Annotated in this window: 26 protein-coding genes; 16 read left to right on the top strand and 10 right to left on the bottom strand. The window is 60.9% G+C overall.

Annotated elements, in window-relative coordinates; translation table 11 throughout:
- Positions 1–160 precede the first annotated feature (160 nt).
- The 3 genes from ABSE61_RS21750 to ABSE61_RS21740 all read left to right on the top strand — a co-directional run bounded on the left by ABSE61_RS21750 (position 161) and on the right by ABSE61_RS21740 (position 4748).
- On the top strand, positions 161–1705 hold the full coding sequence (locus ABSE61_RS21750; protein WP_423873211.1) for a glycosyl hydrolase family 79 N-terminal domain-containing protein: 1545 nt from the start codon (positions 161–163) through the stop codon (positions 1703–1705).
- 185 nt (positions 1706–1890) lie between these two features.
- Complete coding sequence (locus ABSE61_RS21745) at positions 1891–4200, top strand: xanthine dehydrogenase family protein molybdopterin-binding subunit (protein ID WP_423873196.1); 2310 nt, start codon at positions 1891–1893, stop codon at positions 4198–4200.
- 101 nt (positions 4201–4301) lie between these two features.
- Positions 4302–4748: a c-type cytochrome gene (locus ABSE61_RS21740; RefSeq protein ID WP_423873195.1), complete on the top strand. Its 447-nt coding sequence runs from the start codon at positions 4302–4304 to the stop codon at positions 4746–4748.
- A gap of 162 nt (positions 4749–4910) precedes the next feature.
- Here ABSE61_RS21740 and ABSE61_RS21735 read toward each other — a convergent pair whose 3' ends face one another.
- Complete coding sequence (locus tag ABSE61_RS21735; RefSeq protein ID WP_423873194.1) at positions 4911–5330, bottom strand: CHRD domain-containing protein; 420 nt, start codon at positions 5328–5330, stop codon at positions 4911–4913.
- A 182-nt stretch (positions 5331–5512) separates the two neighbouring features.
- On the opposite strand from ABSE61_RS21735, the gene ABSE61_RS21730 reads away from it, so the two are divergent.
- Positions 5513–6466, top strand: coding sequence for a c-type cytochrome (locus tag ABSE61_RS21730; RefSeq protein ID WP_423873193.1), 954 nt, complete (start codon positions 5513–5515; stop codon positions 6464–6466).
- A gap of 17 nt (positions 6467–6483) precedes the next feature.
- Here ABSE61_RS21730 and ABSE61_RS21725 read toward each other — a convergent pair whose 3' ends face one another.
- Positions 6484–6888: a hypothetical protein gene (locus tag ABSE61_RS21725; RefSeq protein ID WP_423873192.1), complete on the bottom strand. Its 405-nt coding sequence runs from the start codon at positions 6886–6888 to the stop codon at positions 6484–6486.
- Between the two features lie 41 nt (positions 6889–6929).
- Positions 6930–8384, bottom strand: coding sequence for an MATE family efflux transporter (locus tag ABSE61_RS21720; protein WP_423873191.1), 1455 nt, complete (start codon positions 8382–8384; stop codon positions 6930–6932).
- A 148-nt stretch (positions 8385–8532) separates the two neighbouring features.
- Here ABSE61_RS21720 and ABSE61_RS21715 point away from each other — a divergent pair, with 148 nt between their 5' ends.
- Positions 8533–9108 (top strand): TetR/AcrR family transcriptional regulator, encoded by a 576-nt coding sequence (locus ABSE61_RS21715; RefSeq protein ID WP_423873190.1) that lies wholly within the window; start codon positions 8533–8535, stop codon positions 9106–9108.
- Positions 9109–9145: 37 nt separating this feature from the next.
- On the opposite strand, the gene ABSE61_RS21710 is transcribed toward ABSE61_RS21715, so the two are convergent.
- Positions 9146–9391, bottom strand: coding sequence for an Lrp/AsnC ligand binding domain-containing protein (locus ABSE61_RS21710; RefSeq protein WP_423873189.1), 246 nt, complete (start codon positions 9389–9391; stop codon positions 9146–9148).
- A gap of 264 nt (positions 9392–9655) precedes the next feature.
- Between ABSE61_RS21710 and thiD the strand changes: the two genes are divergently transcribed.
- The 3 genes from thiD (at position 9656) to ABSE61_RS21695 (ending at position 12165) form a co-directional block, all read left to right on the top strand.
- A complete protein-coding gene (thiD, locus tag ABSE61_RS21705) occupies positions 9656–10456 on the top strand; it encodes a bifunctional hydroxymethylpyrimidine kinase/phosphomethylpyrimidine kinase (protein WP_423873188.1) in 801 nt (266 codons plus the stop codon).
- An 84-nt stretch (positions 10457–10540) separates the two neighbouring features.
- Positions 10541–11365, top strand: coding sequence for an alpha/beta fold hydrolase (locus tag ABSE61_RS21700; protein ID WP_423873187.1), 825 nt, complete (start codon positions 10541–10543; stop codon positions 11363–11365).
- Between the two features lie 110 nt (positions 11366–11475).
- Positions 11476–12165 carry a YoaK family protein gene (locus ABSE61_RS21695; RefSeq protein ID WP_423873186.1) on the top strand — a complete coding sequence of 230 codons (690 nt, stop codon included), beginning with the start codon at positions 11476–11478 and terminating at the stop codon, positions 12163–12165.
- A gap of 442 nt (positions 12166–12607) precedes the next feature.
- Here the strand turns inward: ABSE61_RS21695 and ABSE61_RS21690 are convergent, their stop codons facing one another.
- Positions 12608–12997 (bottom strand): DUF1330 domain-containing protein, encoded by a 390-nt coding sequence (locus ABSE61_RS21690; protein ID WP_423873185.1) that lies wholly within the window; start codon positions 12995–12997, stop codon positions 12608–12610.
- A gap of 162 nt (positions 12998–13159) precedes the next feature.
- On the bottom strand, positions 13160–14083 hold the full coding sequence (locus ABSE61_RS21685) for a LysR family transcriptional regulator (protein WP_423873184.1): 924 nt from the start codon (positions 14081–14083) through the stop codon (positions 13160–13162).
- Between the two features lie 168 nt (positions 14084–14251).
- Here ABSE61_RS21685 and ABSE61_RS21680 point away from each other — a divergent pair, with 168 nt between their 5' ends.
- The 5 genes from ABSE61_RS21680 (at position 14252) to modA (ending at position 19402) form a co-directional block, all read left to right on the top strand.
- Positions 14252–15592, top strand: coding sequence for an LLM class flavin-dependent oxidoreductase (locus ABSE61_RS21680; RefSeq protein WP_423873183.1), 1341 nt, complete (start codon positions 14252–14254; stop codon positions 15590–15592).
- A 57-nt stretch (positions 15593–15649) separates the two neighbouring features.
- Positions 15650–16672: a TRAP transporter substrate-binding protein DctP gene (dctP, locus tag ABSE61_RS21675; RefSeq protein ID WP_423873182.1), complete on the top strand. Its 1023-nt coding sequence runs from the start codon at positions 15650–15652 to the stop codon at positions 16670–16672.
- On the top strand, positions 16669–17214 hold the full coding sequence (locus ABSE61_RS21670) for a TRAP transporter small permease (RefSeq protein WP_423873181.1): 546 nt from the start codon (positions 16669–16671) through the stop codon (positions 17212–17214). The genes dctP and ABSE61_RS21670 overlap by 4 nt, the downstream gene beginning before the upstream one ends.
- A complete protein-coding gene (locus tag ABSE61_RS21665; protein ID WP_423873180.1) occupies positions 17211–18542 on the top strand; it encodes a TRAP transporter large permease in 1332 nt (443 codons plus the stop codon). Before ABSE61_RS21670 ends, ABSE61_RS21665 begins: the two co-directional genes overlap by 4 nt.
- A gap of 92 nt (positions 18543–18634) precedes the next feature.
- Complete coding sequence (modA, locus tag ABSE61_RS21660) at positions 18635–19402, top strand: molybdate ABC transporter substrate-binding protein (RefSeq protein WP_423873179.1); 768 nt, start codon at positions 18635–18637, stop codon at positions 19400–19402.
- Positions 19403–19424: 22 nt separating this feature from the next.
- On the opposite strand, the gene ABSE61_RS21655 is transcribed toward modA, so the two are convergent.
- Positions 19425–20054 (bottom strand): LysR family transcriptional regulator, encoded by a 630-nt coding sequence (locus ABSE61_RS21655; RefSeq protein WP_423873178.1) that lies wholly within the window; start codon positions 20052–20054, stop codon positions 19425–19427.
- Between the two features lie 134 nt (positions 20055–20188).
- Here ABSE61_RS21655 and ABSE61_RS21650 point away from each other — a divergent pair, with 134 nt between their 5' ends.
- Positions 20189–20905, top strand: a complete 717-nt coding sequence (locus ABSE61_RS21650) for an L-2-amino-thiazoline-4-carboxylic acid hydrolase (RefSeq protein ID WP_423873177.1) — start codon at positions 20189–20191, stop codon at positions 20903–20905.
- On the opposite strand, the gene ABSE61_RS21645 is transcribed toward ABSE61_RS21650, so the two are convergent.
- The 3 genes from ABSE61_RS21645 to ABSE61_RS21635 form a co-directional block, all read right to left on the bottom strand.
- On the bottom strand, positions 20902–22344 hold the full coding sequence (locus ABSE61_RS21645) for an adenylate/guanylate cyclase domain-containing protein (protein WP_423873176.1): 1443 nt from the start codon (positions 22342–22344) through the stop codon (positions 20902–20904). The genes ABSE61_RS21650 and ABSE61_RS21645 overlap by 4 nt on opposite strands.
- Before the next feature lie 161 nt (positions 22345–22505).
- On the bottom strand, positions 22506–23213 hold the full coding sequence (locus ABSE61_RS21640) for an alpha/beta hydrolase (protein WP_423873175.1): 708 nt from the start codon (positions 23211–23213) through the stop codon (positions 22506–22508).
- 49 nt (positions 23214–23262) lie between these two features.
- Positions 23263–24021, bottom strand: a complete 759-nt coding sequence (locus ABSE61_RS21635) for an alpha/beta fold hydrolase (RefSeq protein WP_423873174.1) — start codon at positions 24019–24021, stop codon at positions 23263–23265.
- A gap of 126 nt (positions 24022–24147) precedes the next feature.
- On the opposite strand from ABSE61_RS21635, the gene ABSE61_RS21630 reads away from it, so the two are divergent.
- Together ABSE61_RS21630 and ABSE61_RS21625 are read left to right on the top strand one after the other, a co-directional pair.
- Positions 24148–24546, top strand: a complete 399-nt coding sequence (locus tag ABSE61_RS21630) for an ArsR/SmtB family transcription factor (protein WP_423873173.1) — start codon at positions 24148–24150, stop codon at positions 24544–24546.
- Positions 24533–24979: an SRPBCC family protein gene (locus ABSE61_RS21625; RefSeq protein WP_423873172.1), complete on the top strand. Its 447-nt coding sequence runs from the start codon at positions 24533–24535 to the stop codon at positions 24977–24979. Before ABSE61_RS21630 ends, ABSE61_RS21625 begins: the two co-directional genes overlap by 14 nt.
- Positions 24980–25037 lie beyond the last annotated feature (58 nt).

Below are 25037 nucleotides of genomic sequence, written 5' to 3'. Positions count from 1 at the left end.
AGAGATTTTCCAATAGTGCGCGTTGTGCGCTACACCGTCAATGATCAGCAAGATGACATCGGCGATTGCTGCAACAGCGAAGTGCCGCAGCGCGGCTGATCCAGGTACTGAAGCGGACGCGACCTCTGACGGGATCGTGCTTTTCCGGAGAATTCCGTTGATGCTCGGCTCTTTCATTCGGATCGGCACGCACCTCCAAGCGCTAGCGGGCGCCGGCGCGCTTCTCGTCATACCTTGCCATTTCGCAACCGCCGACGGCGTGAGGGTCGTGCCCGCAGAGCTGCCGGCTGTCGCCACGATCGACCAGCGCTTTCAGTCCTTTAACATTGAAATGGTCGAGGTCACGGGTGGACCGTTCTGGAAACCCTACTTCGTAGGCGATGATTTGACGAAGCCTCGGGAAAACACACGGTCCACGGCAGCCAATCAATTCGATTTATTTTCGAACCGCCCGCCGATCGATCTGGCAAATCCACAATTGCGGAAGTTCGCGTCCGCCCTGTCGCCGGCGTACCTGCGCGTCAGCGGTACCTGGGCCAATTCGACGTTTTTTTCGGGATCAGATGACGCGACGCCTTCGCCGCCGGCCGGATATAAGGGCGTTCTGACAGCGCATCGGTGGCGCAACGTTGTCGATTTTTCTAGAGCCATCAATGCACCAATCGTGACATCCTTCGCAATCAGTCCGGGCACGCGGGACAGTAACGGCGTATGGAAGCCCGATTCTGCGCGGCGGATGTTGGCCGCAACCCGTGCGGCCGGCGGGCAGATTGCCGCTGCCGAGTTCATGAACGAGCCGGATCTGCCTGAGATCGGTGGCGCGCCTGCGGGTTATGGTTCGGCCGCTTTCGCGCGGGATTTCGCCGTCTTTCATGCTTTTATGAAGCAGGCGGCGCCGGAGATGACGGTCCTTGGACCTGGCACGGGGGGCCGAACGCACCTCGATGCGGAGCTGTTCCAGACTTCGGCCTCGGGTATCGACGCCGTTTCATATCATTTCTACGGCGCCCTGTCGGAGCGCTGCGTGGCTTCACACGGCGCCGCCGCCGCTCTTTCCGAGGAGTGGCTTTCTCGCACCGAACAGACCTTCGCGTTTTATCGCGTGTTGCGTGATTCCACCGCACCGGGCAAGCCAATCTGGCTCACCGAAACCGCAGAAGCCGCCTGCGGCGGCAATCGATGGAGTTCGACGTTTCTCGACACCTTCAGATACCTCGATCAGCTCGGACGGCTGGCAAGGGCGGGCGTGCAGATCGTCATGCACAATACGCTTGCGGGAAGCGACTATGGCCTTCTCGACGAGGTGACATTCATGCCGCGGCCGAACTACTGGGCCGCACTGCTCTGGCGGCAATTCATGGGAAGTGTGGTGCTCGATCCGGGTGTCTCCATACAACAAGGTTTGCACGTCTATGCCCATTGTGGGCGACGAAACCCCGGCGACGTGGTGCTGCTGGTCATCAACAACGATCTACAAAATGCGCGCGAGTTTATCCTGCCGAATCGTTCCGAGCGGTTCACGCTTGCTGCCGCGACTTTGCAGGATGCCACCGTCAGTCTGAACAGTACCGCATTGAGGCCGGAGATGGTGGACCAGTTGCCCGGATTGGCCGGAATACCGGCGAGCCCGGGTTCAATGAGGTTCGCGCCAGCAACGATGACCTTCGTGGTGACTTCCGGCGCAGGAAATCGCAACTGCCATTAGGCGGCAGCGAAATGCGCACCATAGCGGACATCCACCAATCACTCTGGATTTGGAGGGCTCACGCCCCGCGAGACGGCGCATTAAGATACAAGGAAGTTTGCGTTAACCTCCGATCCGCGCCAATATAAAATGCAGATCTCGTAGTCGTGCGGTAACAGACAGCACGATTCGGAAACGGAGATTGAATGGCTACTCCCGTCAAGTTCGGCGTCGGTCAAAGCGTGCTTCGCAAAGAAGACGACGCGCTCATTCGCGGCAAGGGCCGCTACACCGACGACTTCGCGCCGTCACATGCGTTGCATGCGCTGGTGCTGCGCTCGCCGCATGCGCACGCCAAATTCACTGTCGATGCGACCCGCGCACGCAGCCTGCCCGGCGTCGCGCTGATCCTTGACGCGCGGGATGTCGGCGATCTCGGCGATCTGCCGTGCCTGTTCAACCTCGAAGTCAACCCGTTCACCGGTCCGCCCTATCCGATCCTTGCCAAGGACGAAGTGCGCCATGTCGGCGATGCCATCGCCTTTGTCGTTGCCGAGACCATCGATGCCGCGCGCGACGCGATCGAGGCGATCGAGGTGAAGTGGACGCCGCTCACTGCGGTGGTCGGCGTGCGCAATGCGATCAAGAAAGACGCAGCCCAGGTCTGGCCGCAACATGCCGGCAATGTCTTGTTCGACGTCTCGATCGGCGACAAGAAGGCGACGGATGCCGCGTTCGCGCAGGCCCACGCGACGGTCGAGATCGGAATCGTCAATCCGCGCATCGTCACCAATTTCATGGAAACGCGCGCGGTGGTTTGCGAATACGACGCGCGGCGCGATCACCTGACAATGACGGTCGGCAGCCAGGGCAGCCATCGTATCCGCGAAATCATCGGCGGCATGGTGTTGAAGATTCCGCCAGAAAAGATGCGGGTGATCTGTCCTGACGTCGGCGGCGGCTTCGGCACCAAGCTGTTTCCCTACCGCGAATATGCGCTCGCGGCCGTCGCCGCGCGCACATTGCGCAAGACGGTGAAGTGGACCGCCGACCGCACCGATCACTTCATGGGCGATGCGCAGGGGCGCGACAACGCCACCATTGCACGGATGGCGCTGGCCGAGGACGGCAAATTCCTCGGCATGGATGTCGACCTGATCGGCGACATGGGCGCGTATCTGTCGACCTTCGGGCCTTACATCCCGCATGGCGGCGCCGGCATGCTGCCCGGCCTTTACGACATCAAGGCGTTTCATTGCCGCGTGCGCACAGTGTTCACCAACACCGTGCCGGTCGATGCCTATCGCGGCGCCGGACGTCCCGAGGCGGCCTATGTCGTGGAGCGATTGGTCGACGCGGCCGCGCGAAAACTTGGGCTGAGCGTGGATGCGATCCGCCGCAAGAACTTCATTCCGCCGCGCGCGATGCCTTACACGACCGCGACTGGCAAGATCTACGACTCCGGAGATTTTGCCGCGCATCTGAAGCGGGCGATGGAGGTCGGCGAGTGGAAAGAGTTTCCGAAGCGCGCCAGGGCCGCCAAAAAGCAGGGTCTGGTGCGCGGCATTGGGCTCGCAAGCTATGTCGAGGTCTGCGGCACCATGGGCGAGGAAACCGCGAAGGTGCTGCTCGAACCCAATGGCGATGTGTCGGTGCTGATCGGCACGCAGTCGAGCGGGCAGGGCCATCAGACGGCCTATGCGCAGATCGTCGCCGAGCAGTTCGGATTGCCGCCCGAACGGGTCCACGTGTTCCAGGGTGACACCGACATGATCGCGACCGGTCTTGGCACCGGCGGATCGGCCTCGATACCGACCGGCGGCGTCAGCGTCGAGCGGGCCACGCGCGAGCTCGGCGAGCGGCTTCGCGACATCGCCGCCGAAGCCCTCGAAGCAAGTGCTGGCGATCTCGAAATCAATGAGGGGACGATCCGCGTCGCCGGCACCGATCGTTCGATCAGCTTCGCGGATTTGGCGAACCGGCCCGGCGTCGATGCCTCAAAGCTCAACGCCAGCGCCACCTTTGCGGCGGCCGACGGCACCTTTCCGAACGGCACGCATTTGGCCGAAGTCGAGATCGATCCGGCCACCGGCTTCATTCACATCGTCAATTACGTGATTGTCGATGACTTCGGCGTGACGCTCAATCCGCTGTTGCTCGCGGGCCAGGTCCATGGCGGCGCGATGCAGGGCATCGGCCAGGCCTTGATGGAGCAGGCGGTCTATAGCGCCACGGATGGCCAGCTCCAGACCGGCACTTTCATGGACTACGCGCTGCCGCGGGCGGCGGACGGGCCGTCCTTTGTGTTCGAAACGCATAACGTGCCCTGCACTACCAATCCGCTCGGCGTTAAGGGCGCGGGCGAAGCCGGTGCAATCGGCTCGTGCCCCGCGGTCGTCAACGCGATCATCGAAGGCCTCTGGCGCGAATACAGGATCGACCATATCGACATGCCCGCGACGCCGGAGCGGGTCTGGACCGCGATCCAGGAGCATCATCGCCAGCACAATCTGTGACGGCTGCTTTGAAGGGGTTGCGTGGAATGAAGCACCGGTTACGGTGTTATGATCGGTAACATATACTCGGGTGCATTGTAAAACATAAGGGAATCAAACCGATGATACGGACTGCCTTGGTTGTTGGAGCTTTGGTGCTCGGTGTAGGCGCGGTGATGGCGCAGCAGGATCTGGTCAAGCAGAACCAGGACACGATGAAGGCGAATGCCAAAAATCTCGGCGGCATGATTGCAATGGTCAAGGGCGAGAAACCCTATGATCAGGCGACCGTGACGGCTGCGCTCGCGCAGCTCGACGAGACGGCCAAGAAGCTGCCGACGATGTTTCCGGACAGCATCAAGGGCATGAATCCCGGCGGCGATTACGAGGTGTCGGCCAAGATCTGGGACGACAAAGCCGGTTTCAAGACCAAGATCGACAGCTTCGCCAAGATCGTGACCGAGGCCAAGACCAAGATCACCGATCTCGATACGTTGAAGGCAACCGCGCCCGCCATCGGCAAGGAATGCGGCAACTGTCACGAGACCTTCCGTATCAAGAAGGGCTGAGCGTTTTAAAGATGAAAGAGGCGAGCGCATCAAGCGCTCGCCTCTTTTTTGCTGCTTAGTTTTCTTGTTGCTTTGCTCTCAATCGTTATCGGGCACAGTGTCGCCGCAAATTTTCACCTAATGGCAATGCCGCGTCAGCGGTGTCTCGTTACTTCGTCGCGCTTACTTCGTCACTTGGCCGCGGATTTCGCCGCCCGGGTTAGCTGCCGTATGCACGTTGACATAAAGCTTGCCGGCAACAAGATCGGCGGCCTGCGCGTCTGTCAGCGTGGCTGAGCCTTCGGCCGGACTCGACGTCGCGCCGGGAATGGCAACCTCAACGCCGGCATTCTTACCCACCTCGGCGGGGCCGTGGAAATGCGCGGCCGTTGCCGGACCGCTCAGGCCGGTATAGGTCAGCTTCCAGGACAGCTTCTTGGTCGCAGCGTCGTAATCGATATCGGCGGTGCCGGTGCCGGTCGAGGTGGTCGGCGGATTCTCGGACTTGCCGTCGAGCGCTGCCTTGTACTTGTCGGCAAAGGCCGGCCCTGCAAAAGCAACGGACGTCGCAAGCGCAAGCGTGGCGAATATGGTCTTGTTCATGGTTTTCTCCCTGTAACGCGAATTATAATTGTCCCACATCATTGTATTAAACTGACAACAGCCGAATTCCAGTTTTATTCCCGGAACCGGACTTCTGGGCGGAGAAATTTTGGGCCCGGAGATGCCCGCGCCGTGCCTATATGGCGCGCTAATGTAGAGCCTGCCACTCAAATGACGGATCGATGATGCGGCGACGAATTTCTCCACGAATTTCTCTTGGGTTCATCATTGCGGCTGTTCTCGGCTTCGGCATTTACTGGTGGCTAAGCGAACCTGCGGCAACCCTCGCCGATGCGATGACGGGTCCCGGGTACACGCCGAACCTCGCGAACGGTCTGGTGGTTTTCAACGCGGGCGGTTGCGCATCATGCCACGCCGTTCCAAATCAGCCCGATCGGCTCAAGCTCGGCGGCGGGCTAGCAATACCTTCTCCGTTCGGGACCTTCTACGCGCCGAATATTTCGCCCGACAAGACCGACGGAATCGGCAACTGGACCGAAGCGAATTTCGTCACGGCGGTCACCAAGGGGGTTTCGCCTCGCGGCACGCACTATTTTCCGGCCTTTCCCTACACGTCCTATGTGCATGCGAAGGTCGCGGACATCAGGGATCTCTACGCCTACCTGAAGACGCTGCAGCCGATGTCGGGAAGGGTGCGCGATCACGACGTGCCATTTCCGTTCAACGTCCGCCGCAATGTCGGCATCTGGAAATTGTTGTTTTTCGATTCACGGCCCTTCGCGCCGGACATGAGCCGTTCACCGCAGTGGAATCGCGGCGCCTATCTCGTCAATGGCCTCGGCCATTGCGCCGAGTGTCATTCCCCACGCAATTTCCTCGGCGGCATCATTGCCTCGCAACGCTTTGCCGGCGGCCCCAATCCCGAAGGCGAGGGCTGGGTGCCCAACATCACGCAAAAAGGAATTGGCGAGTGGAGCGATAAAGACATCGATTATTTTCTCAAGTCCGGGCAAACGCCCGATGGCGATTCCGCAGGCGGTTCGATGGTGCGCGTAATCAAGAACACCTCGCAATTGCCCGAGACCGATCAGGCTGCGATGTCAGACTATGTCAAGTCGTTGCCGCCGGTCGAGGGACCGCCGCGGCCGAAGAAGCCGGAAAAGGCCGGAGGCTAAGGGGCCAATCCCGTTCGCTATTGCGAGCCCGTCGGCATTGGCAGCAACAGCCGAAGCGGATTGAGCGGCCCGAGCGGGATCAGTTCGAAGCTCATCAGGTGGGCCACGCCCAACGGCAGCTTTTCGAGCATCTCATGAGCCGCGGCTTTGTCGGTGACGTTCAATATGAACACCACGCCGCGACGTTCCTGGAGCGAGTACCACTGCTCGATCTTGCCATCAAGATAGAGTTTGACGGTCTCTCGAATTTCCGTAGGCAGGATGGCAAGCGCTTGGGGTGGATCGACGCCGGGGTTCAAGGTGCCGATCGCGAGGATTTTCGTGGTCGGCGCCGGCGGATTTGCCGTTTGTGCCTGAGCGGGACCTGCAGCGATCAAGCACACGAACAGTGCAACAAGACGGAAACCAAAAGCTGTTTTCATTGTTTTCCTCCCGACATCCCAACGAAGATTAGTGATGGCTTTCAGCGTGGCTCAGCCTTCCAGACCGAATCCGACAGCAGGACGACCGTGCAGATGACGGCGTAGGCGATCAGGGAGGCCGTGACCATCACGGCTAATCCCAACATGCCCACGCCGAAATAACTCACCGCGATCCAGCCGCCGCCGGCCGCAATCAATATCCGCGCGCTGATGGCGACAGCGAGCCAGAGCACGCGTCCCGCACCTTGCGCGGCAAAGCCGACGACAAAGCCGAAACCCAACGCGCTGTAGGCGGGCGCGACGACGCGCAGATACGTGAGGCCCTCCGCCACGACATCGGCGTCGTGGCTGAACAGATGAAGCCAGAGCAGTGGAAACGCGGCCACGAACAGGCCGATCGAGCCGGTGAGGAGAAAACCCATCGCGCCGCTGATCCAGGCGATGCGTCTCGCGCGTGCGCCATGGCCTGCGCCGATGTTGACGCCGACCATGGTCAATGCTGCCGTGCCCAAGCCGAACAGCAGCGGGACCATGATGTAATCCAGTCTCGAGGCGATGCCGTATCCTGCGAGCGCCGTGGTGCCGAACAGGCCGACCGCGCCGGTCACAAGGATGACGGTCAGGTTGGTCAGGAGCGCAATGAACGCGGTCGGCAGACCTACTTTGAGGATGTCCGAAAACAGACTGCCGCGCAGCGTAGAAAGTTTAAGGACGAGCCCGGAGCGGCCGGACGCCATGTAACGCAGCAGGAACAGCATGGCTCCGCAATAATACAGACCGAACGCGACGCCCGCACCGCCGATGCCGAGGCGTGGGATCGGTCCAAATCCGAAAATAAGCAGCGGCGATAGCGGAATCATCACGATGGCCCCGACCAGTGTTACCAGCGCTGGGACCTTGACATTCCCGGCACCGCGCAAGGCTGCCGCTTGCAAGTTGACGACCCATACGGGAATCGCCCCGGCGAACAACAGGTCCGAATATTGGAGGGCTGCATCGAGCGCCTCACCGCGACCGCCGAGCGTCCGGTACAACAGCGGCCCGGCCAACTCCGCGGCCAGCGTAAACAGCGCGCCGACGAGCACGGCGAGAGCGATGGCGTGAAACAGCAACGCGTTGGCATCCTGCTGCCGGCCCGCGCCGACCGCGCGCGCCACCGAGGACGCCACGCCACTGCCGAGCCCGCCATTGGACATCATCGTCATCAGCATGAAGACCGGAAACACCAGCGCCGCGCCGGCCAGCGCGTCGGTGCCGAGGAACCCGACATAGTAGGCTTCCGCGATGTTGACGGCGGTCTGCGCCACCAGCACCGTCATGGTGGGCAAGGCCAGCTTCAACAGCGTTGCAAGGATAGGCGCGGTCAATAGCGCCGTGCGCGCTGAGTTACTCCCGCCGAGGGCAGCGGCCGGGGTGGGAGCCGCTGGCGTTGCGGCGGGCGGCGCCTCGGGTTCGATTTCGACAAGGGCCGTCGCCGTCGCTTCTTGGGCTGTCATTTTGATTTCCACGTTCCCGCGCCAACTGACGCCGGCGGCGTCTATTTCATTGCATTATGATCATACGGTGTTATTATGATCATAAGTCAATTGGCGCGCGATCACGAATTCGTAGGTTTTGGTTGCCGCCGGCAAATACGAGGCCCCGATGCGCTACGAAAAGGGACACAAGGCAGCGACGCGCCAGCACATCATCGATGTTGCCTCCAAGCAATTCCGTGAGAGCGGCGTCGCGGCGGCCGGTCTTGCGGGCGTCATGTCGGCTGCGGGCCTCACCAACGGCGCGTTCTACGCGCATTTCGAATCCAAGGAAGATCTGGTCCGCGCCGTTCTCACCGACGCGCTCGACCGGCGCGAACGCGGGCTTGCCGGCAATCTCAAGGCCAACGCCGGTCTGGAGAAAAGCATCCGCGATTATCTCGCGGCGAGACACCGCGATCACGCCGGATCCGGTTGTCCGACGGCAGCGTTGGTGGCCGAGATTGCCCGGCACCCCGAGGGGACGCGGGATATCTTTACCGCCAAAGCGGAGCAAATCATCTTGCTGATCGCAGCCCAGCTTCGCACCGGCTCAGCCGCGGAGCGGCGGCGCAAGGCGATGGCGATCTACGGAATGATGGTCGGTGCGCTACAGCTGGCGCGCGCGGTCAACGACAGGAAATTGTCCGACGAGATGCTGGAGAGCGCCATCGATGGCGCGCTCGCGTTGGCCGGCGAAACATAGGCGAGCAGAAGCGACGCCGTCCTACGGACGGCTATGCCTAACCCCCGCCGAACGCCTTGAAGGTGATGATGGTGTGGGTGTCCTGGATGCCCGGAATCACCTGCACCTTTTCATTCACGAAGTGACCGATATCGGTACCCTCATCGACATAGAATTTGACGAGAAGATCGAAGTGGCCCGCGGTCGAGTAGATTTCGGAGGCAATCTCGGCCTCCGCCAGCGCATTGGCGACGACATAGGATTGTCCAAGCTTGCATTTGATCTGGATGAAAAACGGGACCATCGCTGTCGTCTCCAAGAGGCTTATCTAGTGTCCCGATTCCGAAGTTTGTACCCTGTCGCGGCGCCACGTTTACGAACTTCGGGATCGAAGAGACACTAGCAGAATTAACTAATCCAGCGTGGCTTTGGTTCAAAAGTCCGCATGAATAGCTTGCGGCAAAGGCAATGCGGTCCTTTGAACCGCCACACTGACTTAATATAACGTCGCAAACCTTGCTGGCAACAACGGGCCGCGTTAGCGTCTTTATCTCGTTGTGGAGTGGATATGGCCGTACGCGTCGCGCTCACCGTTGCAGGCTCGGATTCCTCCGGCGGCGCCGGCATTCAGGCGGATTTGAAGACCTTTGCGGCCTTCGGCGTCTATGGCGCGTCCGTCATCACGGCGCTCACCGCGCAGAACACGCAGCGGGTCAGCGGCATTCACGTGGTGCCTGCGGATTTCGTGACCGCGCAACTTAACGCCGTGTTCGACGATCTGGATATTGCGGCCGTCAAGATCGGCATGGTGGCGCAGCTTTCGACGATCGAGGCGATTGCTGCCGTACTGTCGCGCAAGTCACCCAAACATGTCGTGCTTGATCCCGTCATGGTGGCAACTTCGGGCGACCGGCTGCTGTCGGCTGACGCGGTGTCGGCGTTGCGCGAACGCCTCATCCCATTGGCCTCGTTGATCACGCCGAATCTACCCGAGGCCGCCGCGCTGCTTGGCGATCCCGTTGCATCGCACGAAACGGCCATCGCCTGTCAGGGCAAACGGCTGCTCGCGATGGGCGCACGGGCCGTGCTGATCAAGGGCGGGCACGGGCAGGCTAGCGAGAGCATCGACACTCTCTTTTCCGGTAGCGACGTGATCGCGCTGCCGGCGGCGCGCATAGCGACAAAAAACACCCACGGCACCGGCTGCTCGCTGGCATCCGCGATTGCCGCCGGCCTCGCCAAAGGCGAGATGCTGGAGACGGCCGTGCGCAGCGCGAAGTTATGGATCACGGCGGCGATCGAAGCCGCCGACCGTCTTGGCATCGGACACGGCCACGGCCCGATCCATCATTTTCACCGGTTTGATTGAGCGCGCTCGGATCGTCACAGAAAAAGCACGGGCGTAAGCATAGTATCCGCAGCCGACGACAGCCAAACCACGTGGAGGAAGCACATGCCCGTCATCTCGACAAAGGATAAGGTCGACATCTTTTACAAGGATTGGGGCAAGGGTCAGCCGATCGTGTTCAGCCATGGCTGGCCGCTGTCATCGGACGACTGGGATGCGCAGATGCTGTTCTTCCTCAATCACGGCTATCGCGTCATCGCGCATGACCGCCGCGGCCATGGCCGCTCCAGCCAGGTCGGCGACGGCCACGACATGGATCATTACGCGGATGATCTCGCGGCCGTGACAACGCATCTCGATCTGGAGGAGGCGATCCATATCGGCCATTCCACCGGCGGCGGCGAGGTCGTGCGTTACCTGGCGCGGCATGGCGGAGGCAGGGTGACGAAGGCCGCCATTCTCTGTGCGGTGCCGCCACTGATGGTGAAGACGCCGGCCAATCCCAACGGACTTCCCAAGGAAGTCTTCGACGGATTTCAGACCGCGCTCGCGGCCAATCGTTCGGAATTCTATCGCGATGTCGCCTCGGGTCCGTTCTATGGCTACAACCGGCCGGGCGCCAAGCCGTCCGAGGCCGTGATCGACAACTGGTGCCGGCAGGGTATGACCGGCGGCGCGAAGGCGCATTATGACGGCATCGTCGCGTTCTCGCAGACCGATTTCACCGAGGACCTAAAGAAGATCAATGTCCCGGTGCTGGTGATGCACAGTGAGGACGATCAGATCGTTCCCTATGTCGCGTCCGGGCCGCTGTCCGCGAAGCTTCTGAAGAACGGCACCTTGAAAACCTACAAAGGTTTCCCGCACGGCATGCCGACCACGGAAGCCGCGACCATCAACGCCGACCTGCTGGCCTTCATCAAGGGCTGATCAGACGGGTCAGCGACTTCACGCGGCCGCAGGCGGACGTAGCCTTCAGCGCGGTTGATCGATAGACTTGGTGCGAGCCGCAATACCTCGGGTCTATCGGACATCTGCTCATGCCTTCCGTACCGTCTCGCCTGCTGCCTCTGGTTCTGAGCTTCAATGCGGGTTTCGTCGATACCGCCGGCTTTCTGGCGTTGCAGGGTCTCTTCACCGCGCATGTCACCGGCAACTTCGTCACCCTTGGCGCGTCGCTTGCCCTCGGCACGTCCGGCGCGCTGGCGAAACTGCTGGCGCTGCCGGTGTTCTGTACTGTCGTGATCGCGTCGCGCTGGTTCGGCACGTTGTTGTCGCACCGTTCCGCGCACCCTTTCGTGCCGCTGCTCGTCATCAAAGTGCTGCTGCTGATCGCGGGAGCGTGGCTGGCAATCCATTTCGGTCCGTTTCACGACGGTGATAGCTGGCAGGCGATCACGACCGGCATGGTGCTGGTCGCCGCGATGGCGATCCAGAATGCGGTGCATCGCGTTCATCTGGCGAGTTCACCGCCCTCGACCCTGATGACCGGCACGACCACGCAGGTGATGCTCGACATTGCCGACCGGATCTATCCGCGGCAGGGCACTGACGCACCGCCCGCGCGGCTGATGCAGATGGCGACCAACGTCGTTGTCTTCGCGATCGGCTGCGGCGTGGCGGCGCTGCTCTATACGCGCCTGAATGTCTGGTGCTTCGTCGTGCCGCCGGCCGTTGCCGCGGTGGCGTTGATCTTGCGTATCGCGGGACCAAAAGAAACAGCCGCCTAATTTTCAAGGCTTCCCAGCCCACAGTGATCAATAAGGGGCAGCGCCATCGCCTGGGATGTGCTTCGTTTTGGAGCGGGCGAAGCAGCCGACCTGGGGGCACTCAGGGGTTGTCAACGGGATGTTTTCCCGTGGATGACTCCTGTTTTTTCGGCGACGTGAGCTGTATTGAACAGTGCGAACAAGTTCCTTGTGCTGCCTTGGGCGGCGAACGGCTGCGCCGCCCGCCGCTCCCGCGCCGTTCCACACGGCCCCAGCCCGTCCCCCGGGTTGGGGCCGTTGTTTTGCTTCAGCATTTGTTTGATTGACGGCCGCTTCACCGTGACAGCGGCCATTGACGCGGCCGCCCGTGATGTCCGTTTCGTGGCAAGGTGCGAGACTTTTCAATTTGAAATGAAAGAGGCCGCCAACCGTGGCGGCCTCGATCTTGTGCGAAATTCGACCGCTATTGCGCAATCCCCTCGACCGCGTAGGTGCGGAATTTTGCGAGCTTGTCGCGGATCGGCAGCAGTTCTTTGAAGGCCGCTGAATCGCGATAGGCTTTGATCTGATCGATGCTATCCCATTGCTGGATGACGATACGGGATTTAGGCGGTTCTCCGTCGAACGCCGTGGTTTTACCGCCAAGGGCAAGGAACTTGCCTCCGGCAGCCCTGATCGCGGCCCCTGCCTTTGGGACGTAGTCCTTCAAATACGCTTCCGTATCCAGGATCTCGACTTCAGTGACTTGATAGATCGGCGCCTTGGCTTGAGCATGAAGTCCCTGGACCGCGACCGTGCCAAGGCCGAAACCTGCCAGCATTGCCAATGCGATTGTGTATCGGGTTTTCATCATTCCCTCCCTCCCAGGCGAGGATCGCCCGCAGGGGTCAGCGTAGCATACGGATTGTCTTGATGGCGGATACAACCGCGGCACTAGCGTGCTTAAGTGCGGGCCGGGCACTGCCGGTGCGATAGGCCGTGTTTCATTCTGTCGCGGTATCGGTTGCGACAGGCGTCAGGCTTGTGCCCGCAGATTCTTATAGACGGCTTTCGTCAGCTCTTTGGCGGCCGGGGAGAACGACTGACCCCGCAGCGATATGATGCTGACGGAGCGCACCAGCGTCGGATTGGCGATCGGAAGCGCCTGCATCGTTGAGCCACGAAATTTCGGCAACGCGATCTTGGGCAGAATACCCACGCCCATGCCCGCGACGACGAACGCAATCAGAGTATGGGTGTGCAGGACATCGAATTTGATGTCCATGCTCAGGCCGCGGGCCAGCAGCGCCCGGTCGAGCACCTTGCGCAGTTCGGCGGATTTCGAGTTAAGCAGGACCGGAAACGCGCAGAGGTCCGCAAGATCGATCGCCTTGCGTTTCGGCAGCGGATAGGCTTTTGAGGTCAACGCGAAAATCGGCTCAGAGAATAGCTTTTCGAATTGAAATTCCACTGAGCCTTCGACCGCGGGGCCGATGCCGAAATCGATTTCCCGCCGCCGGATGCTTTCCAGGAGATCGTGCGTTGCCAGCTCGCGAAGGTTGACGTTGATGCCGGGGTAAGCGGTTCGAAACGCGGACAGCGCTTTCGGAAGGATAGTCGCCGCAACGGTCGGCACGCAGCCGATCGATAATGTACCTCGTTGAATGTCAACGACGTCGCGGATCTCGCGTAATCCGTTTTCCCATTCGTCCAGCGCCCGCCGGGCATGCGCAAGGAGCCGTTCGCCCTCGGACGTCAGTTCGACGCGTCGCGTCGTGCGATGAAAGATCGCGACGCCGACCTGCTCCTCAAGCTGTTTGATCTGCATGCTCACGGCCGACTGCGAACGATTCAGCTGCTCCGCCGCCATCCGGAAGCTGCGGTTTTCGGCCACCGCAACGAACATATGAAGAAGCTTGAGATTGACCTTGAAATTGACCTTGAGATTGACTTGGGCCACGTCGCGGACCTTTGTTTCGAAAAACAGATCAATTCTTAAGATAATCTTGTTGGAAAGCATAGTGGCGCGGCACTAGCATCATCGGCCTAGCCGGGACGGTGCGACGCAGCAGCGCAGTGCGGGCCATATCTGAGCGCGGTGGCGCCAATTCAGAAAAGAGAGACGACCATGCGTCAAATGAAACTGATCGGTTTCATGCAGGCTCAGAATTGTTCGAATTACCCGGCGTCCTGGCGGCACCGGCTGTCGCAGCCAAATTTCGGCTCGCGGGAATATTACGAAGGGATCGGCCGGACGCTGGAGGCCGGCAAGTTTCATCTCGCCTTCTTCGACGACCGCCTCGCCATTCCCGACAAATACGCCGACGATTTTGAGGACACGGTCCGCTACGGCATTCGGGCAGCGAAACTCGATCCGGTGTCATGCGCTCTGGTGATGGGGTTGGCCACCGAGAGACTGGGGATCGGGGTGACGTACTCGACCACCTACTACGAGCCGTTTCATGTCGCGCGCGTCTTTGCGACGCTCGATCTGCTCTTGAACGGGCGCATGGCCTGGAACGTGGTGACGTCGCTGAATGACTCGGAAGCGGCGAATTTCGGGGCAACGAAGCATCTCGGCCACGATTTGCGCTACGACCGGGCCGACGAGTTCATGGAAGTCGTTCTCGGCCATTGGGACAGCTGGGAGGAGGACGCCATTGTCTTTGATCGCGAGAGCGGCGTTTTTGCCGATCCCGCCAAGGTGCATCGGCTGGACCACAAGGGAAAGTTCTTTACGTCGCGCGGGCCGTTTACCGTGCCGCGTTCGCCGCAAGGGCGCCCGATCATCATTCAGGCCGGCCAGAGCGGCCGCGGCAAGACTTTCGCGACCCGGTGGGGCGAGTTGATGTTCGTGATCTATCCCAATCTGACGGTGGCCAAGCGCCAATATGCCGAGATCAAGCAGTCGCTCACCGAGCAGGGCAAGGACATTAGCATCGCGCCGGCGATCTATCCGATCGTGGCGGAGACGCAAGGAGAGGCCGAGGACCGCTTTGCGGAGATAGATGGGTTGGCAAAACCGATCGACACCCTCGCGCTGCTGTCTGAAGTCTTGAATTTCGATTTTGCGACCAAGCCGATGGACGAGCCGTTCTCGTCCGAAGAACTCGCTGCGATCAGCGGCCTGCAGGCGGTCCGTGACCGCGTCGTATTGCTCAGCGGCAAACCGAGCCCAACGGTGCGTGACTTCGTTCAGTTTAGCGGGCGGGCGACGCTGCGCGAATTCCCGAATTTCGTGGGCTCCGCGAAGCAGGTGGCCGACGGTCTCGAAGAGTGGTTCTCGGCAGGCGCGTGCGACGGTTTCGTGGTGGCTGCGACGCAGGTGCCAGGCACGTATGACGATTTCGTGCGCCTGGTGGTCCCGGAGTTGCAGCGCCGGGGGCTGTTTCGGCGGGATTATGAAGGAAACACCTTGCGCGAAAACCTCGGTCTGCCGAAACTGTCTCCGGCCCACCGCGCAAACTAGCGGTAATGCTCAACAAAAGAATACCAATAAGAGAATACCAATAAACGGGAGGATGAGATGGCAAAGGGACTGACCCGCCGTGCGGCTTTGGGAGCAATGGCGGCGCCCGCGTTGCTTGGCCTGACACAAACCGCGCGAGCCGATACCCGCACCCTCAAGATCTCGCACCAGTTTCCGGGCTCCGGCCCCGATGGTGGAGATTTTCGGGACCGGCTGTGCAAGAGGTTCGCCGAAGGCGTCGAGAAGCGCACCGAGGGTGCGTTGAAGTTCGATATTTATCCCAATTCATCGCTGATGAAGACGTTCGCGCAATTCGACGCGCTGAAGAAAGGGGCGCTCGACCTCAGTCTCTATCCGACAACTTATTCCGGCGGTGAGATTCCCGAGTTGAATATTACGTTCATGCCGGCAGTGGTCACCAGTTACGAGCAGGCCTACCGCTGGAAAACGGCGCCGATCGGCAAGGAACTGACGACGATCCTGGAGAACAAAGGCGTCAAGCTCATCACCTGGATGTGGCAGTCGGGCGGCATCGCCGCGCGGGCTAAGCCGGTGGTCAAACCCGCCGACGTCAAGGGTTTGAAGATCAGGGGCGGCAGCCGCGAGATGGACATGATGTTCAAGGGCGCAGGCGCGACGACCAGCAACATGCCCTCAAACGAAATCTACATCTCGATGCAAACCGGCGCGATCGACGTGGCGGTGACGAGTTCATCGAGCCTGATCTCGTTCAAGCTCGAAGAACTCAGCAAGGGGCTGACGTCGGCTGGAGGCCGCAGCTTCTTCTTCGTGCTGGAGCCCATCCTGATGTCGAAGGCCATCTTCGACACGCTGCCGCCGGATCAGCAGAAGGCCATCATGGAGGTCGGCGAGGAAATAGAGCCGTTCGGGTTGGAAGGCTCGAAAGCGGACGATCGGCGTCTGGCCGATGTTTATGCCAAGGCCGGCTCAGAGGTCGTCGAGATGGATGCAGCCGCTCTCGATGATTGGAGGATCATCGCGCGGGACAGCGCGTGGAAGGACTTTGCCGGGCGCTCGGCGAACACCGCCAGGGTTCTCAAGATGGCGGAGGAAGTGTGAGCGACATTCCGGCGCAGCCTTCCGGTCTGCGTCGTCAGGCCTTTCTGCACCGGATCATCACCTCGTGCGACAGGCTCGACAAGGTGCTGGTCTGGGCTTGCGCGCTGGCGACGATCGGAGCCGGTTTGGTGCTGACCTATTCTGTTCTCGCGCGATACTTCCTGCACATCTCCACGGACTGGCAGGATGAGATGGCGGTCTTCCTGCTGGTCGGCGCGACCTTCCTGTCTGCGCCTTATGTGCAGTCGGTGCGCGGTCACATCGCCATCGAAGCGCTTGAAGAATTTCTGCCTCGCAAAGCGAGGCGCTTCCGCGCCCTGGTCTCGGACATCGTGTGTCTTGCGTTCTGTGGTTTTTTCGACTGGCAGTGCTGGCTCCTATTGCTGGAAGCCATCGACGACGGCCGGGTCACCGACTCCGCCTGGGCGCCGCCGCTGTGGATTCCCTATTCGCTGATGACGGCCGGCATGACGTTTCTTTGCCTTCGGTTTGCCCTCCAGATCGTCGATGCCGTCCTGTCCAGAAGAAAAACGCCTGCATGAGCGCACTGTCCATCGGCGCGCTCTATGGCGGTGTCACGCTGCTTGTGCTGTTTGCGGGCGTGCCGATCGCGTTTGCGCTGGGCGCCGTGGCGGTGGCGTTCATGCTGGTTTTCATGCCGTTGTCCGCGCTCGGAATCGTCGCCCAGAATGTCTATCAGGAAATCGCCAATATTACGCTCCTCACCATCCCGTTGTTCATCCTCAAGGGTGCGGCGATCGGACGGTCACGGGCGGGCGCAGACCTCTACAACGCGCTGTATGTCTGGATGAACCGGATTCCCGGCGGACTTGGCGTGGCGAACGTGATCGCCTGCACGCTGTTCGCCGCGATGGCGGGATCGAGCGCCGCGACGTGCTCGGCGATCGGAAGCGCGGGCATTCCCGAACTGCGCCGGCGCGGTTATTCGCCAGGATTTGCAGCAGGGCTGATCGCGGCAGGCGGTACGCTCGGGATATTGCTGCCGCCGTCGATCACCATGATCCTCTATGCCGTCGCGGCGGAGCAGTCGCTGGGCCGGCTGTTTCTCGCAGGCCTGCTGCCCGGGCTCCTGCTGAGCGCGATGTTCTCCGCTTATGCGGTCTTGCGGTATCTCGCGGAGGTTCGCGGCGCGCAAAAGACGGGCAAGGATCATGCGATCCTCCGGCGTGACAAGTTCACGATGCGCGATCGCGTCAACGCGCTTCCGCGCATTCTGCCGTTCCTGATCCTCATGATCGGCGTGATGGGGGCGCTCTATGGCGGCTTTGCCAGCCCCGGCGAAACCGCGGGCCTCGGCGCGGTCCTCGCGTTGCTGCTGGTTGCGGTCATCTACGGCATCTGGCGTCCATCGGACTTTGGCCCGCTATTGTTTGCCTCGGTCCGGGAATCGACGATGGTCATCATGATCGTCGGCATGTCTCTTCTGTATTCGATGGTGATGAGCTACCTGCATATCTCGCAAAGCGCCGCCGAGTGGATCGTGGCCCAGCATTTCTCGCCGTGGCTTCTGCTTCTCGCCATTTTACTGATGGTGATGGTGCTCGGCTTTTTTCTGCCGCCGGCGAGCATTATTTTGATGACCGCTCCGATCATTCTGCCGCCGTTGCGTAGCGCGGGATTTGACCTCGTGTGGTTCGGTGTCGTCATGACGGTCGTGATGGAGATGGGTTTGATTCACCCGCCGGTGGGGCTCAACCTTTTTGTCATCAAGAACATCGCCCCGGATATTTCCTACCGCGAACTGGTGTGGGGAACGTTGCCGTTCGTCGCCATCATGATCATGGCCGTCATGCTGGTTTGCGCTTTTCCGGGCATCGCGATGTGGCTGCCGCGGGCCTTGATGGGCTAGAGTTCAAGGATCGGCTTCTCCGACAACTCGCCATTCGCTCTCGTCAAATAATTCGGCTAAAAGGCCTTAACGACAATAGGAGAACCAATAAAATGCGATTTAAGGCCTTGCTGTTCGCCGTCGCCGTCGGTGCTGCCCTTTGCACAACCGCTGCTGGAGCTGCCGAGCTCAAGCTGCTCACTGCCGGCGCGTTCAAGTCGACCGTCGGTGCGCTGATCCCTGAATACGAGAAGATGAGCGGCAACAAGGTTTCGGTCGAAAACGACACCGTCGGCGGTTTAATGAAGCGGATCGAGGCCGGCGAAAGCTTCGATGTGGTCGTGATGACCCCTGAAACCGTTGACCAGCTCATTGGCAAGGGCAAGGTGATTTCCGGCAGCCGCACTAATCTGGCGCGCGTGGGCGTCGGCGTGATGGTGAAGACCGGCGCGAGCCAGCCGGACATTTCGACCGTCGAAGCTTTCAAGATGGCTGTGCTCGACGCAAAATCGGTCAGTTTCATCGATCCCGCCAGTGGCGGCTCCAGCGGCATCTACATCGAGAAGCTGCTCGAGCGCCTCGGCATATCGGATCAGGTCAAGCCGAAGGAAAAGCTCAAACAGGGTGGCTATGTCGCCGACTACGTCGAGTCCGGCCAGGCCGAGCTTGGAATTCACCAGATCAGCGAGATCCTGCCGCATGGTGGCGTCACGCTGGTCGGACCGCTGCCGAAGGAAATTCAAAACTATACCGTGTACGCCGCCGGCATCGGTGCAGGAACCCAACAAGGCGACGCCGCCAAGGCATTGATCGCCTCATTGCTTGGTCCATCGGCCCAAGCGTTGTTCAAATCGAAGGGCATGGAGCCGGGCGCTGAATAAGCCGCCCGCCTCGCGGGTCGCCTCAACTTCCGATGATGCCGACCAGACGAGGGCGGCGGTGGTTTGCGCGCGGGTTCTCGGCTGGCAGGGCGCGCAGCCATTCGCGGAAACTGACGACCTCGGGACAATCCGCGGTGCCTTCAGGCGCAATCAGCCAATCACCCACACCGGATCCCTCATTGACCCGGTCGCAGCGATAGCCCGGATGGTGGCCAAGACCGCGGGTTATCAGCACGTCGACCTTGCCCTCGACCAACTCGTGCAGGCCTGCGGGTTGCAGCACCCGCAAACCGATTTCCGCATGCGTGCTGCGAAACTCCGCCAACTCGAGGCGGCGCAAGTCGAAGCTGCCATGGACCCCCAACTGCAGCAGCGCCGCACCTGCCGGTTTCAATTGCGAGGTCGCGTCCGCAATGCGACGAAAACCATCGGATATCTCGGGCAGATAGGCCTGACCGGCCGCGGTCAGGACGAGCTGCTTATGCAACCGCTCGAACAGGCGCACGCCGAGGCGCGCCTCCAGCGCTTTCACCTGCTGCCCCACGGCGGCGGGCGTCACGTGCAGTTCGTGCGCGGCCAGTTTGAAGCTGAGATGCCGCGCAGCGGCTTCGAATGCGCGGAGCGCGTTGAGGGGTGGAAGAGTGTAGGTCATCGCGCTCCAGTTTGACACCGATAGGCCGTGGCCTTGCAATAGATTTTCTAGTGCTTGAGCGAAGGAACCATGGTTTGCGCTGATTGGATGTCCCCCTTACGCTCGGTTCTCAACATTCGCAGACGAGGCGTCTAATGGCTGAGATCATCCATCGCTTTTACGAACAGCATCGCGGTGCCATGGAAGCCGCCATGCGCCATCGCCTCGACCTTGCCGAAGCAATGCTTTGCGAGCGCGCGGGTCTCACCGATATGGATGGGATCAGACAGGAGGTAATGGACGAATTCGAAATCGTGATCACCCAAATCCCCTATGTCGGAGGCGCGGCCAGTCGTATGAGCGATTTCTTCATGCGTCTCATCGGCTTTATGGCCATCAGCCGGGTGCTGCGGCGGCACGGCGTGCCGCTGTCCGTGATCGGCGAAATCGCGCGAGAAACCTACAAGGCGCAATTGCTCACGGTGCCCAAAGCGGAGCGTCTCGCCTCGGGGCGTCAATTCATGTCGACAGAGAATCAGACCTTGCTGCGCGAGCAGGCTGCAAAAAGCCGTCAGAACGAGTTTCCCGAAGATTTCGTCTACGATTTCGTCGAGCCGGGCTCAGGCGACAAGTTTGAATTCGGCATCGACTACAAAGCTTGCGGCTTCTGCAAATTCGCTGGCCGCCATGGCGATCAGGAAATCTTGCCGAACATTTGCGGGCTCGATTTCGACGCCTATGCAACGCACGGCATCCACCTGCAAAGGACACAAACGTTGGCTGGCGGCGCGAGCCACTGCAATTTCCGATTCTCGCGGCTCCCTCCGGTCCATGAAGACCTGGAGATGGAGCACGAACTTCGGAAGCGCTAGTCCTTGGCGACACGGAACACGCGCAGGTCCTGCTGAACGCCCTTCAGCTTGGAGAGGGTTGACGCGACTTCCCGGGAAGCCAGCAGCGCGTGCACGCCGTCGGATGAATAGACATCCTCCGAGACAAAAATCTCTTCCGCATCCGCGAGCTGTTGCACGCGTGCGGCGATGTTGACCGTCTGGCCGAAATAATCGAGCCGTTCGTTCAACGTGACCGCGATCGCAGCACCTTTATGGATCCCGATCTTGAGAATGATCGCACGGTCGGCCTGCTTGCGGTTGAAGGCATCGATCTCGCTCCGCATCGAAAGGGCCGCCGCGACCGCGTCGGCAGGTTCGAGGAACGTGGCCATGACGGCATCGCCAATGGTCTTAATGATCGCGCCGTGGTGGCGGGTGATGACGTCGTGCAGCAGGTCGAAATGCCGCTGGACGAGGGAGAACGCGTTGAGGTCGCCGATGCGGTCGTAAAGCGCGGTCGAGCCTTTGAGATCCGTGAAGAGAAGCGTGATGTCCCTGACCGCAATTCCCTCCTGCGCCTTGATCAGCTCGGAGCGGAAGAGATCGCGAAAGGCCTGCGTGGTCAAAAGACGCTTGCCGTTGAGAAACGGGATGAAATGCACAGGCGCGCCGCTCATGTCGAAACCGGACGGCAGCACGGCGATGGCAAACATGCCACGCTCCGAGGCGTTGTTGTCGATCGTAAAGACGATCTTGCCGGGCGCCATCTCGCGCACGTCGTGGCCGTTCACTTTATCTTCGCTATAACCGACGGCCACCGTTTGCGGAGCTGAAGCCCGCGCGCCGGCGATCGAGATTACCAGCGCCGCTTTGCCCGCCGGACAGGTCGCCACGACGGTGCCTTCGTCAACCTCGACTTCGATGGACGTGGTCTCGCCTGCCGGCAGATAGGTCACCGACCGCGCCGCCGCGGCCTTGGCGTTCACCAGCGGCTGACCGTCGGGCAACAGGCCGTCGGCCGTGTTCTGGGTCTTGAAAAACTTGTCCCAGGCCGGAAGCTGCTCGGGATCGTGAAACGCGATCTTGCGGATGTCGGGACTGACGGTGAAGCCGACCGCGATATATTCGTCGAGCGCCGCCTCAAACCCGACCTGGCAGAACGCGCAGTGATAGTGATTGTGCAGCCCCTTCAGGCTGCGAAAGCTCTCGACCACGCAGCAACATTGTGGACAATAGAGCGACCAATCCATCGAGAACAGGCCAAGCGCGGTGGCGTGAAGAAACAGGTCGATGATTTCGTTCTCGGCGAGACCGCGCTCCTTCGCAAAGCTGAAGGCGTTGATCCTGTATAAAGACAGATCGTCTGCGGTTCGAATGTGGCTCTCGAGCTTCGATATCAGCCGCGGGCTCCACGCCTTCGCTTCTTCAAGCTCGGCCAGCCGTTCGTCCAGCAATTTCTCATTGACCGCGCCGACCATCTTCCGGTGCCTCTCGTATGACAGCGCCGTGCCACGGGTTCAGACCACGGCGCAATCGCGGCCTGAACATATCTGGATTGGCGAACTCTATTCAACGGCGAGTTTGACGTCGATGTTATTGGGGGGCGTGTTGGAATAAGCTGCCTGGCGCGGTTTGGCCGCTATTTTTTTGCGATCTTGGCCGCGCCGGTTGCGGCGGTCTTTATCAGTTCAGCCACCGCCTGAGGCTGCGACACATAGATGGCGTGGCTCCCCTTTGCCTCGACGACGATTGAGCCGGCGCGCTTTGCCATCGAACGCTGCGCGTCCGGCGGAATCATCTTATCGGCGGTGGCGACAAGGTACCAACTCGGCTTGGCCTTCCAGGCAGGCGCGGTGACCTTGCCCTCCACGGCCTCGAGGCCAGCCGGGCACTGTGACGCTGCCATGAAGGAGGCCAGCTCAAGCCGGACATCGGCACAGAACGCGTCGGCGAACTTATCCCTGTGCAGGAACAGCAATCCGTCCACCGGAGGCAGAATTGGCGGGGCCGGAGCTCCCGGAGGCGCGCTGGCGATCAGGCTGAAAACGGACTCGCCGGTGTCGGGCGCAAACGCCGTGATATAGACGAGCCCGGCGACCTTCGGGTCCGTACCGGCTTCGGTCACGACAGCGCCGCCATACGAATGGCCGACCAGGATGACTTCCCCGGGAGCGAATGCGATCGCGTGCTTCGTCAGCGCGATATCCTGGGCCAGAGACAAAGTCGGGTTTTGGACGATCGTGACGTTATAACCGTCCCTTTGCAGGATCTGGAAGACGCCCTCCCAACCAGACCCGTCGGCGAAGTTGCCGTGGACCAGGACGATGTTCTTGATACCGCTGCTCATGTTGATCTCTCTGTCGATCGGGTGGGATGGATGCGGTTACTTGGAAGACTTACTTGGCAGACGCCTTTGCCGCGCGTTCGATCAATCGCGCGACGTCCTCCGGCTTGGAAACGTAGGCCGCGTGGCTGGCCGGAACCTCGATCGTTTCGCTGCCGGCCCGCTTGGCCATGCTGCGCTCGAGGTCGGGATTGATGTTGTGGTCGCGGGTCGGGATCAGCGCCCAGCTCTTCTTCTGATGCCAGGCGGCCGCCGTCACCGGCGCGCCGCCGGCGGCCTTGGCCAGCATCTGTTGGGAATGTGCCATGAAGTTCGCCTGGGCGGGCGCAAGGTCGGCGGCGAAATCGGCGGGAAAGGCGGCCAGGTCGAGGTACAGGAAATCGTCCTTGGTGGCGCGCATGTCGTTGTTGGCGGCCGGCGCCGACGAGAGCAGGCTGACGGCACTCTCGCCATTGTCGGGGATGAAAGCAGCGATATAGACGAGGCCGACGACATTGGGCGCATTGCCCGCTTCGGTGATGACCACCCCGCCATAGCTGTGGCCGACCAGAAGGGCGGGGCCCTGTTGTAACTCCAGCACCCGTTTGGTCGCCGCGACGTCGTCCGCGAGTGATGTCAGCGGCTCCTGCACCACGCTGACCGTATAGCCGTCTTTAACAAGAATGTTGGCGACGTCCCGCCATCCCGAACCGTCGGCGAAGGCACCGTGCACGAGGACGATGTTCTTGACCGGCTCGGCCCGCGCAGGCGTGCCGGCGGCTGACACAAGTGCGACGGCTGCGATGGCTGCGGCAACGGATTTAATTGGCATCGTGCTCTCCTGCATGATCAAATATATTCAACCCATAGGTTGAATAAAGCGTCGGCTTGGAAAATTGTCAACCTTTGGGTAGAATAATTTTGGAATCGAAAAATCGAGCGGATAAATAAAATTGTCATGATTGAGACCGAAGCACGGAAGGAAGCCGGTTCGCGCACCGAGCGCCTCGACGCGGTATTCGCCGCGTTGGCCGATCCGACCCGGCGGGCGATTATCGAACGGCTTTCGCGCGGCGAGGCGCGCGTGACCGAGGTCGCAGAACCCTTCCATATGTCTTTGAACGCGGTGTCGAAACACATCCGCGTGCTGGAAGCGAGCGGCGTGGTCGAGCGGCAGAGGAAAGGGCGCGACCACATTCTCTCGATCAATACCCATTCGCTGGATGCGGTCGATGGCTGGATCGGCCGGACGCGCAGCTACTGGGAGAAGCGGCTGGACGCCATGGAGCACCTGCTGCGCGAGCTCAAGAAGGACCACAAGTCGGCGCCAAAGGATCGCAAGCATGACCGGCGGTGACGCGACCGGCCCGATCGTGCAGCTACGCCGGCGCGTGAAAGCCACGGCAGAGGAGATCTTCGAGCTGTGGACCCAACCCGATTTGATGGCTCGGTGGATGAGCCCTTTTCCCGGCGCGGTCGATTGCAAGGCGAGCTGTGATTTCCGCCCTGGCGGAAGCTACAGCCTCGTGATGTCATCGCAGGAATCAAAGCGCGAAGTTACCGGCACCTATGTGCAGATCGACCGGCCGCGCAAGCTGATATTCACGTGGATGGGCCCGCTGACGAACCATGTGAATACGTTGGTCACCCTGGAACTCAATCCGCGCGGCGATGAAACCGACCTGGTGCTGACCCACGAGCGTCTGCCGACGCCGGAAATGCATGTAGGCCATACCAAGGGCTGGGGACATATACTGGACCATCTGGCGGGGGTGGTGGAGGCGTCTTAGCCGGACAAGCAGCACTGCTTACTCATTCGTCGCGAAGCTTCACCAGCTGAGCTGCATG

It is taken from the genome of Bradyrhizobium sp., assembly GCF_049519115.1.
GTDB lineage: Bacteria > Pseudomonadota > Alphaproteobacteria > Rhizobiales > Xanthobacteraceae > Bradyrhizobium.
This window is presented reverse-complemented; position numbering and strand designations above follow the sequence as displayed.

Excerpts from the sequence above, each read along its gene's own strand:
- ABSE61_RS21750 (WP_423873211.1), top strand. The coding sequence starts at position 161 with ATGCTCGGCTCTTTCATTCGGATCGGCACGCACCTCCAAGCGCTAGCG.
- ABSE61_RS21745 (WP_423873196.1), top strand. The coding sequence starts at position 1,891 with ATGGCTACTCCCGTCAAGTTCGGCGTCGGTCAAAGCGTGCTTCGCAAA.
- ABSE61_RS21740 (WP_423873195.1), top strand. The coding sequence starts at position 4,302 with ATGATACGGACTGCCTTGGTTGTTGGAGCTTTGGTGCTCGGTGTAGGC.
- ABSE61_RS21735 (WP_423873194.1), bottom strand. The coding sequence starts at position 5,330 with ATGAACAAGACCATATTCGCCACGCTTGCGCTTGCGACGTCCGTTGCT.
- ABSE61_RS21730 (WP_423873193.1), top strand. The coding sequence starts at position 5,513 with ATGATGCGGCGACGAATTTCTCCACGAATTTCTCTTGGGTTCATCATT.
- ABSE61_RS21725 (WP_423873192.1), bottom strand. The coding sequence starts at position 6,888 with ATGAAAACAGCTTTTGGTTTCCGTCTTGTTGCACTGTTCGTGTGCTTG.
- ABSE61_RS21720 (WP_423873191.1), bottom strand. The coding sequence starts at position 8,384 with ATGACAGCCCAAGAAGCGACGGCGACGGCCCTTGTCGAAATCGAACCC.
- ABSE61_RS21715 (WP_423873190.1), top strand. The coding sequence starts at position 8,533 with ATGCGCTACGAAAAGGGACACAAGGCAGCGACGCGCCAGCACATCATC.
- ABSE61_RS21710 (WP_423873189.1), bottom strand. The coding sequence starts at position 9,391 with ATGGTCCCGTTTTTCATCCAGATCAAATGCAAGCTTGGACAATCCTAT.
- thiD (WP_423873188.1), top strand. The coding sequence starts at position 9,656 with ATGGCCGTACGCGTCGCGCTCACCGTTGCAGGCTCGGATTCCTCCGGC.
- ABSE61_RS21700 (WP_423873187.1), top strand. The coding sequence starts at position 10,541 with ATGCCCGTCATCTCGACAAAGGATAAGGTCGACATCTTTTACAAGGAT.
- ABSE61_RS21695 (WP_423873186.1), top strand. The coding sequence starts at position 11,476 with ATGCCTTCCGTACCGTCTCGCCTGCTGCCTCTGGTTCTGAGCTTCAAT.
- ABSE61_RS21690 (WP_423873185.1), bottom strand. The coding sequence starts at position 12,997 with ATGATGAAAACCCGATACACAATCGCATTGGCAATGCTGGCAGGTTTC.
- ABSE61_RS21680 (WP_423873183.1), top strand. The coding sequence starts at position 14,252 with ATGCGTCAAATGAAACTGATCGGTTTCATGCAGGCTCAGAATTGTTCG.
- dctP (WP_423873182.1), top strand. The coding sequence starts at position 15,650 with ATGGCAAAGGGACTGACCCGCCGTGCGGCTTTGGGAGCAATGGCGGCG.
- ABSE61_RS21665 (WP_423873180.1), top strand. The coding sequence starts at position 17,211 with ATGAGCGCACTGTCCATCGGCGCGCTCTATGGCGGTGTCACGCTGCTT.
- modA (WP_423873179.1), top strand. The coding sequence starts at position 18,635 with ATGCGATTTAAGGCCTTGCTGTTCGCCGTCGCCGTCGGTGCTGCCCTT.
- ABSE61_RS21655 (WP_423873178.1), bottom strand. The coding sequence starts at position 20,054 with ATGACCTACACTCTTCCACCCCTCAACGCGCTCCGCGCATTCGAAGCC.
- ABSE61_RS21650 (WP_423873177.1), top strand. The coding sequence starts at position 20,189 with ATGGCTGAGATCATCCATCGCTTTTACGAACAGCATCGCGGTGCCATG.
- ABSE61_RS21645 (WP_423873176.1), bottom strand. The coding sequence starts at position 22,344 with ATGGTCGGCGCGGTCAATGAGAAATTGCTGGACGAACGGCTGGCCGAG.
- ABSE61_RS21640 (WP_423873175.1), bottom strand. The coding sequence starts at position 23,213 with ATGAGCAGCGGTATCAAGAACATCGTCCTGGTCCACGGCAACTTCGCC.
- ABSE61_RS21635 (WP_423873174.1), bottom strand. The coding sequence starts at position 24,021 with ATGCCAATTAAATCCGTTGCCGCAGCCATCGCAGCCGTCGCACTTGTG.
- ABSE61_RS21630 (WP_423873173.1), top strand. The coding sequence starts at position 24,148 with ATGATTGAGACCGAAGCACGGAAGGAAGCCGGTTCGCGCACCGAGCGC.
- ABSE61_RS21625 (WP_423873172.1), top strand. The coding sequence starts at position 24,533 with ATGACCGGCGGTGACGCGACCGGCCCGATCGTGCAGCTACGCCGGCGC.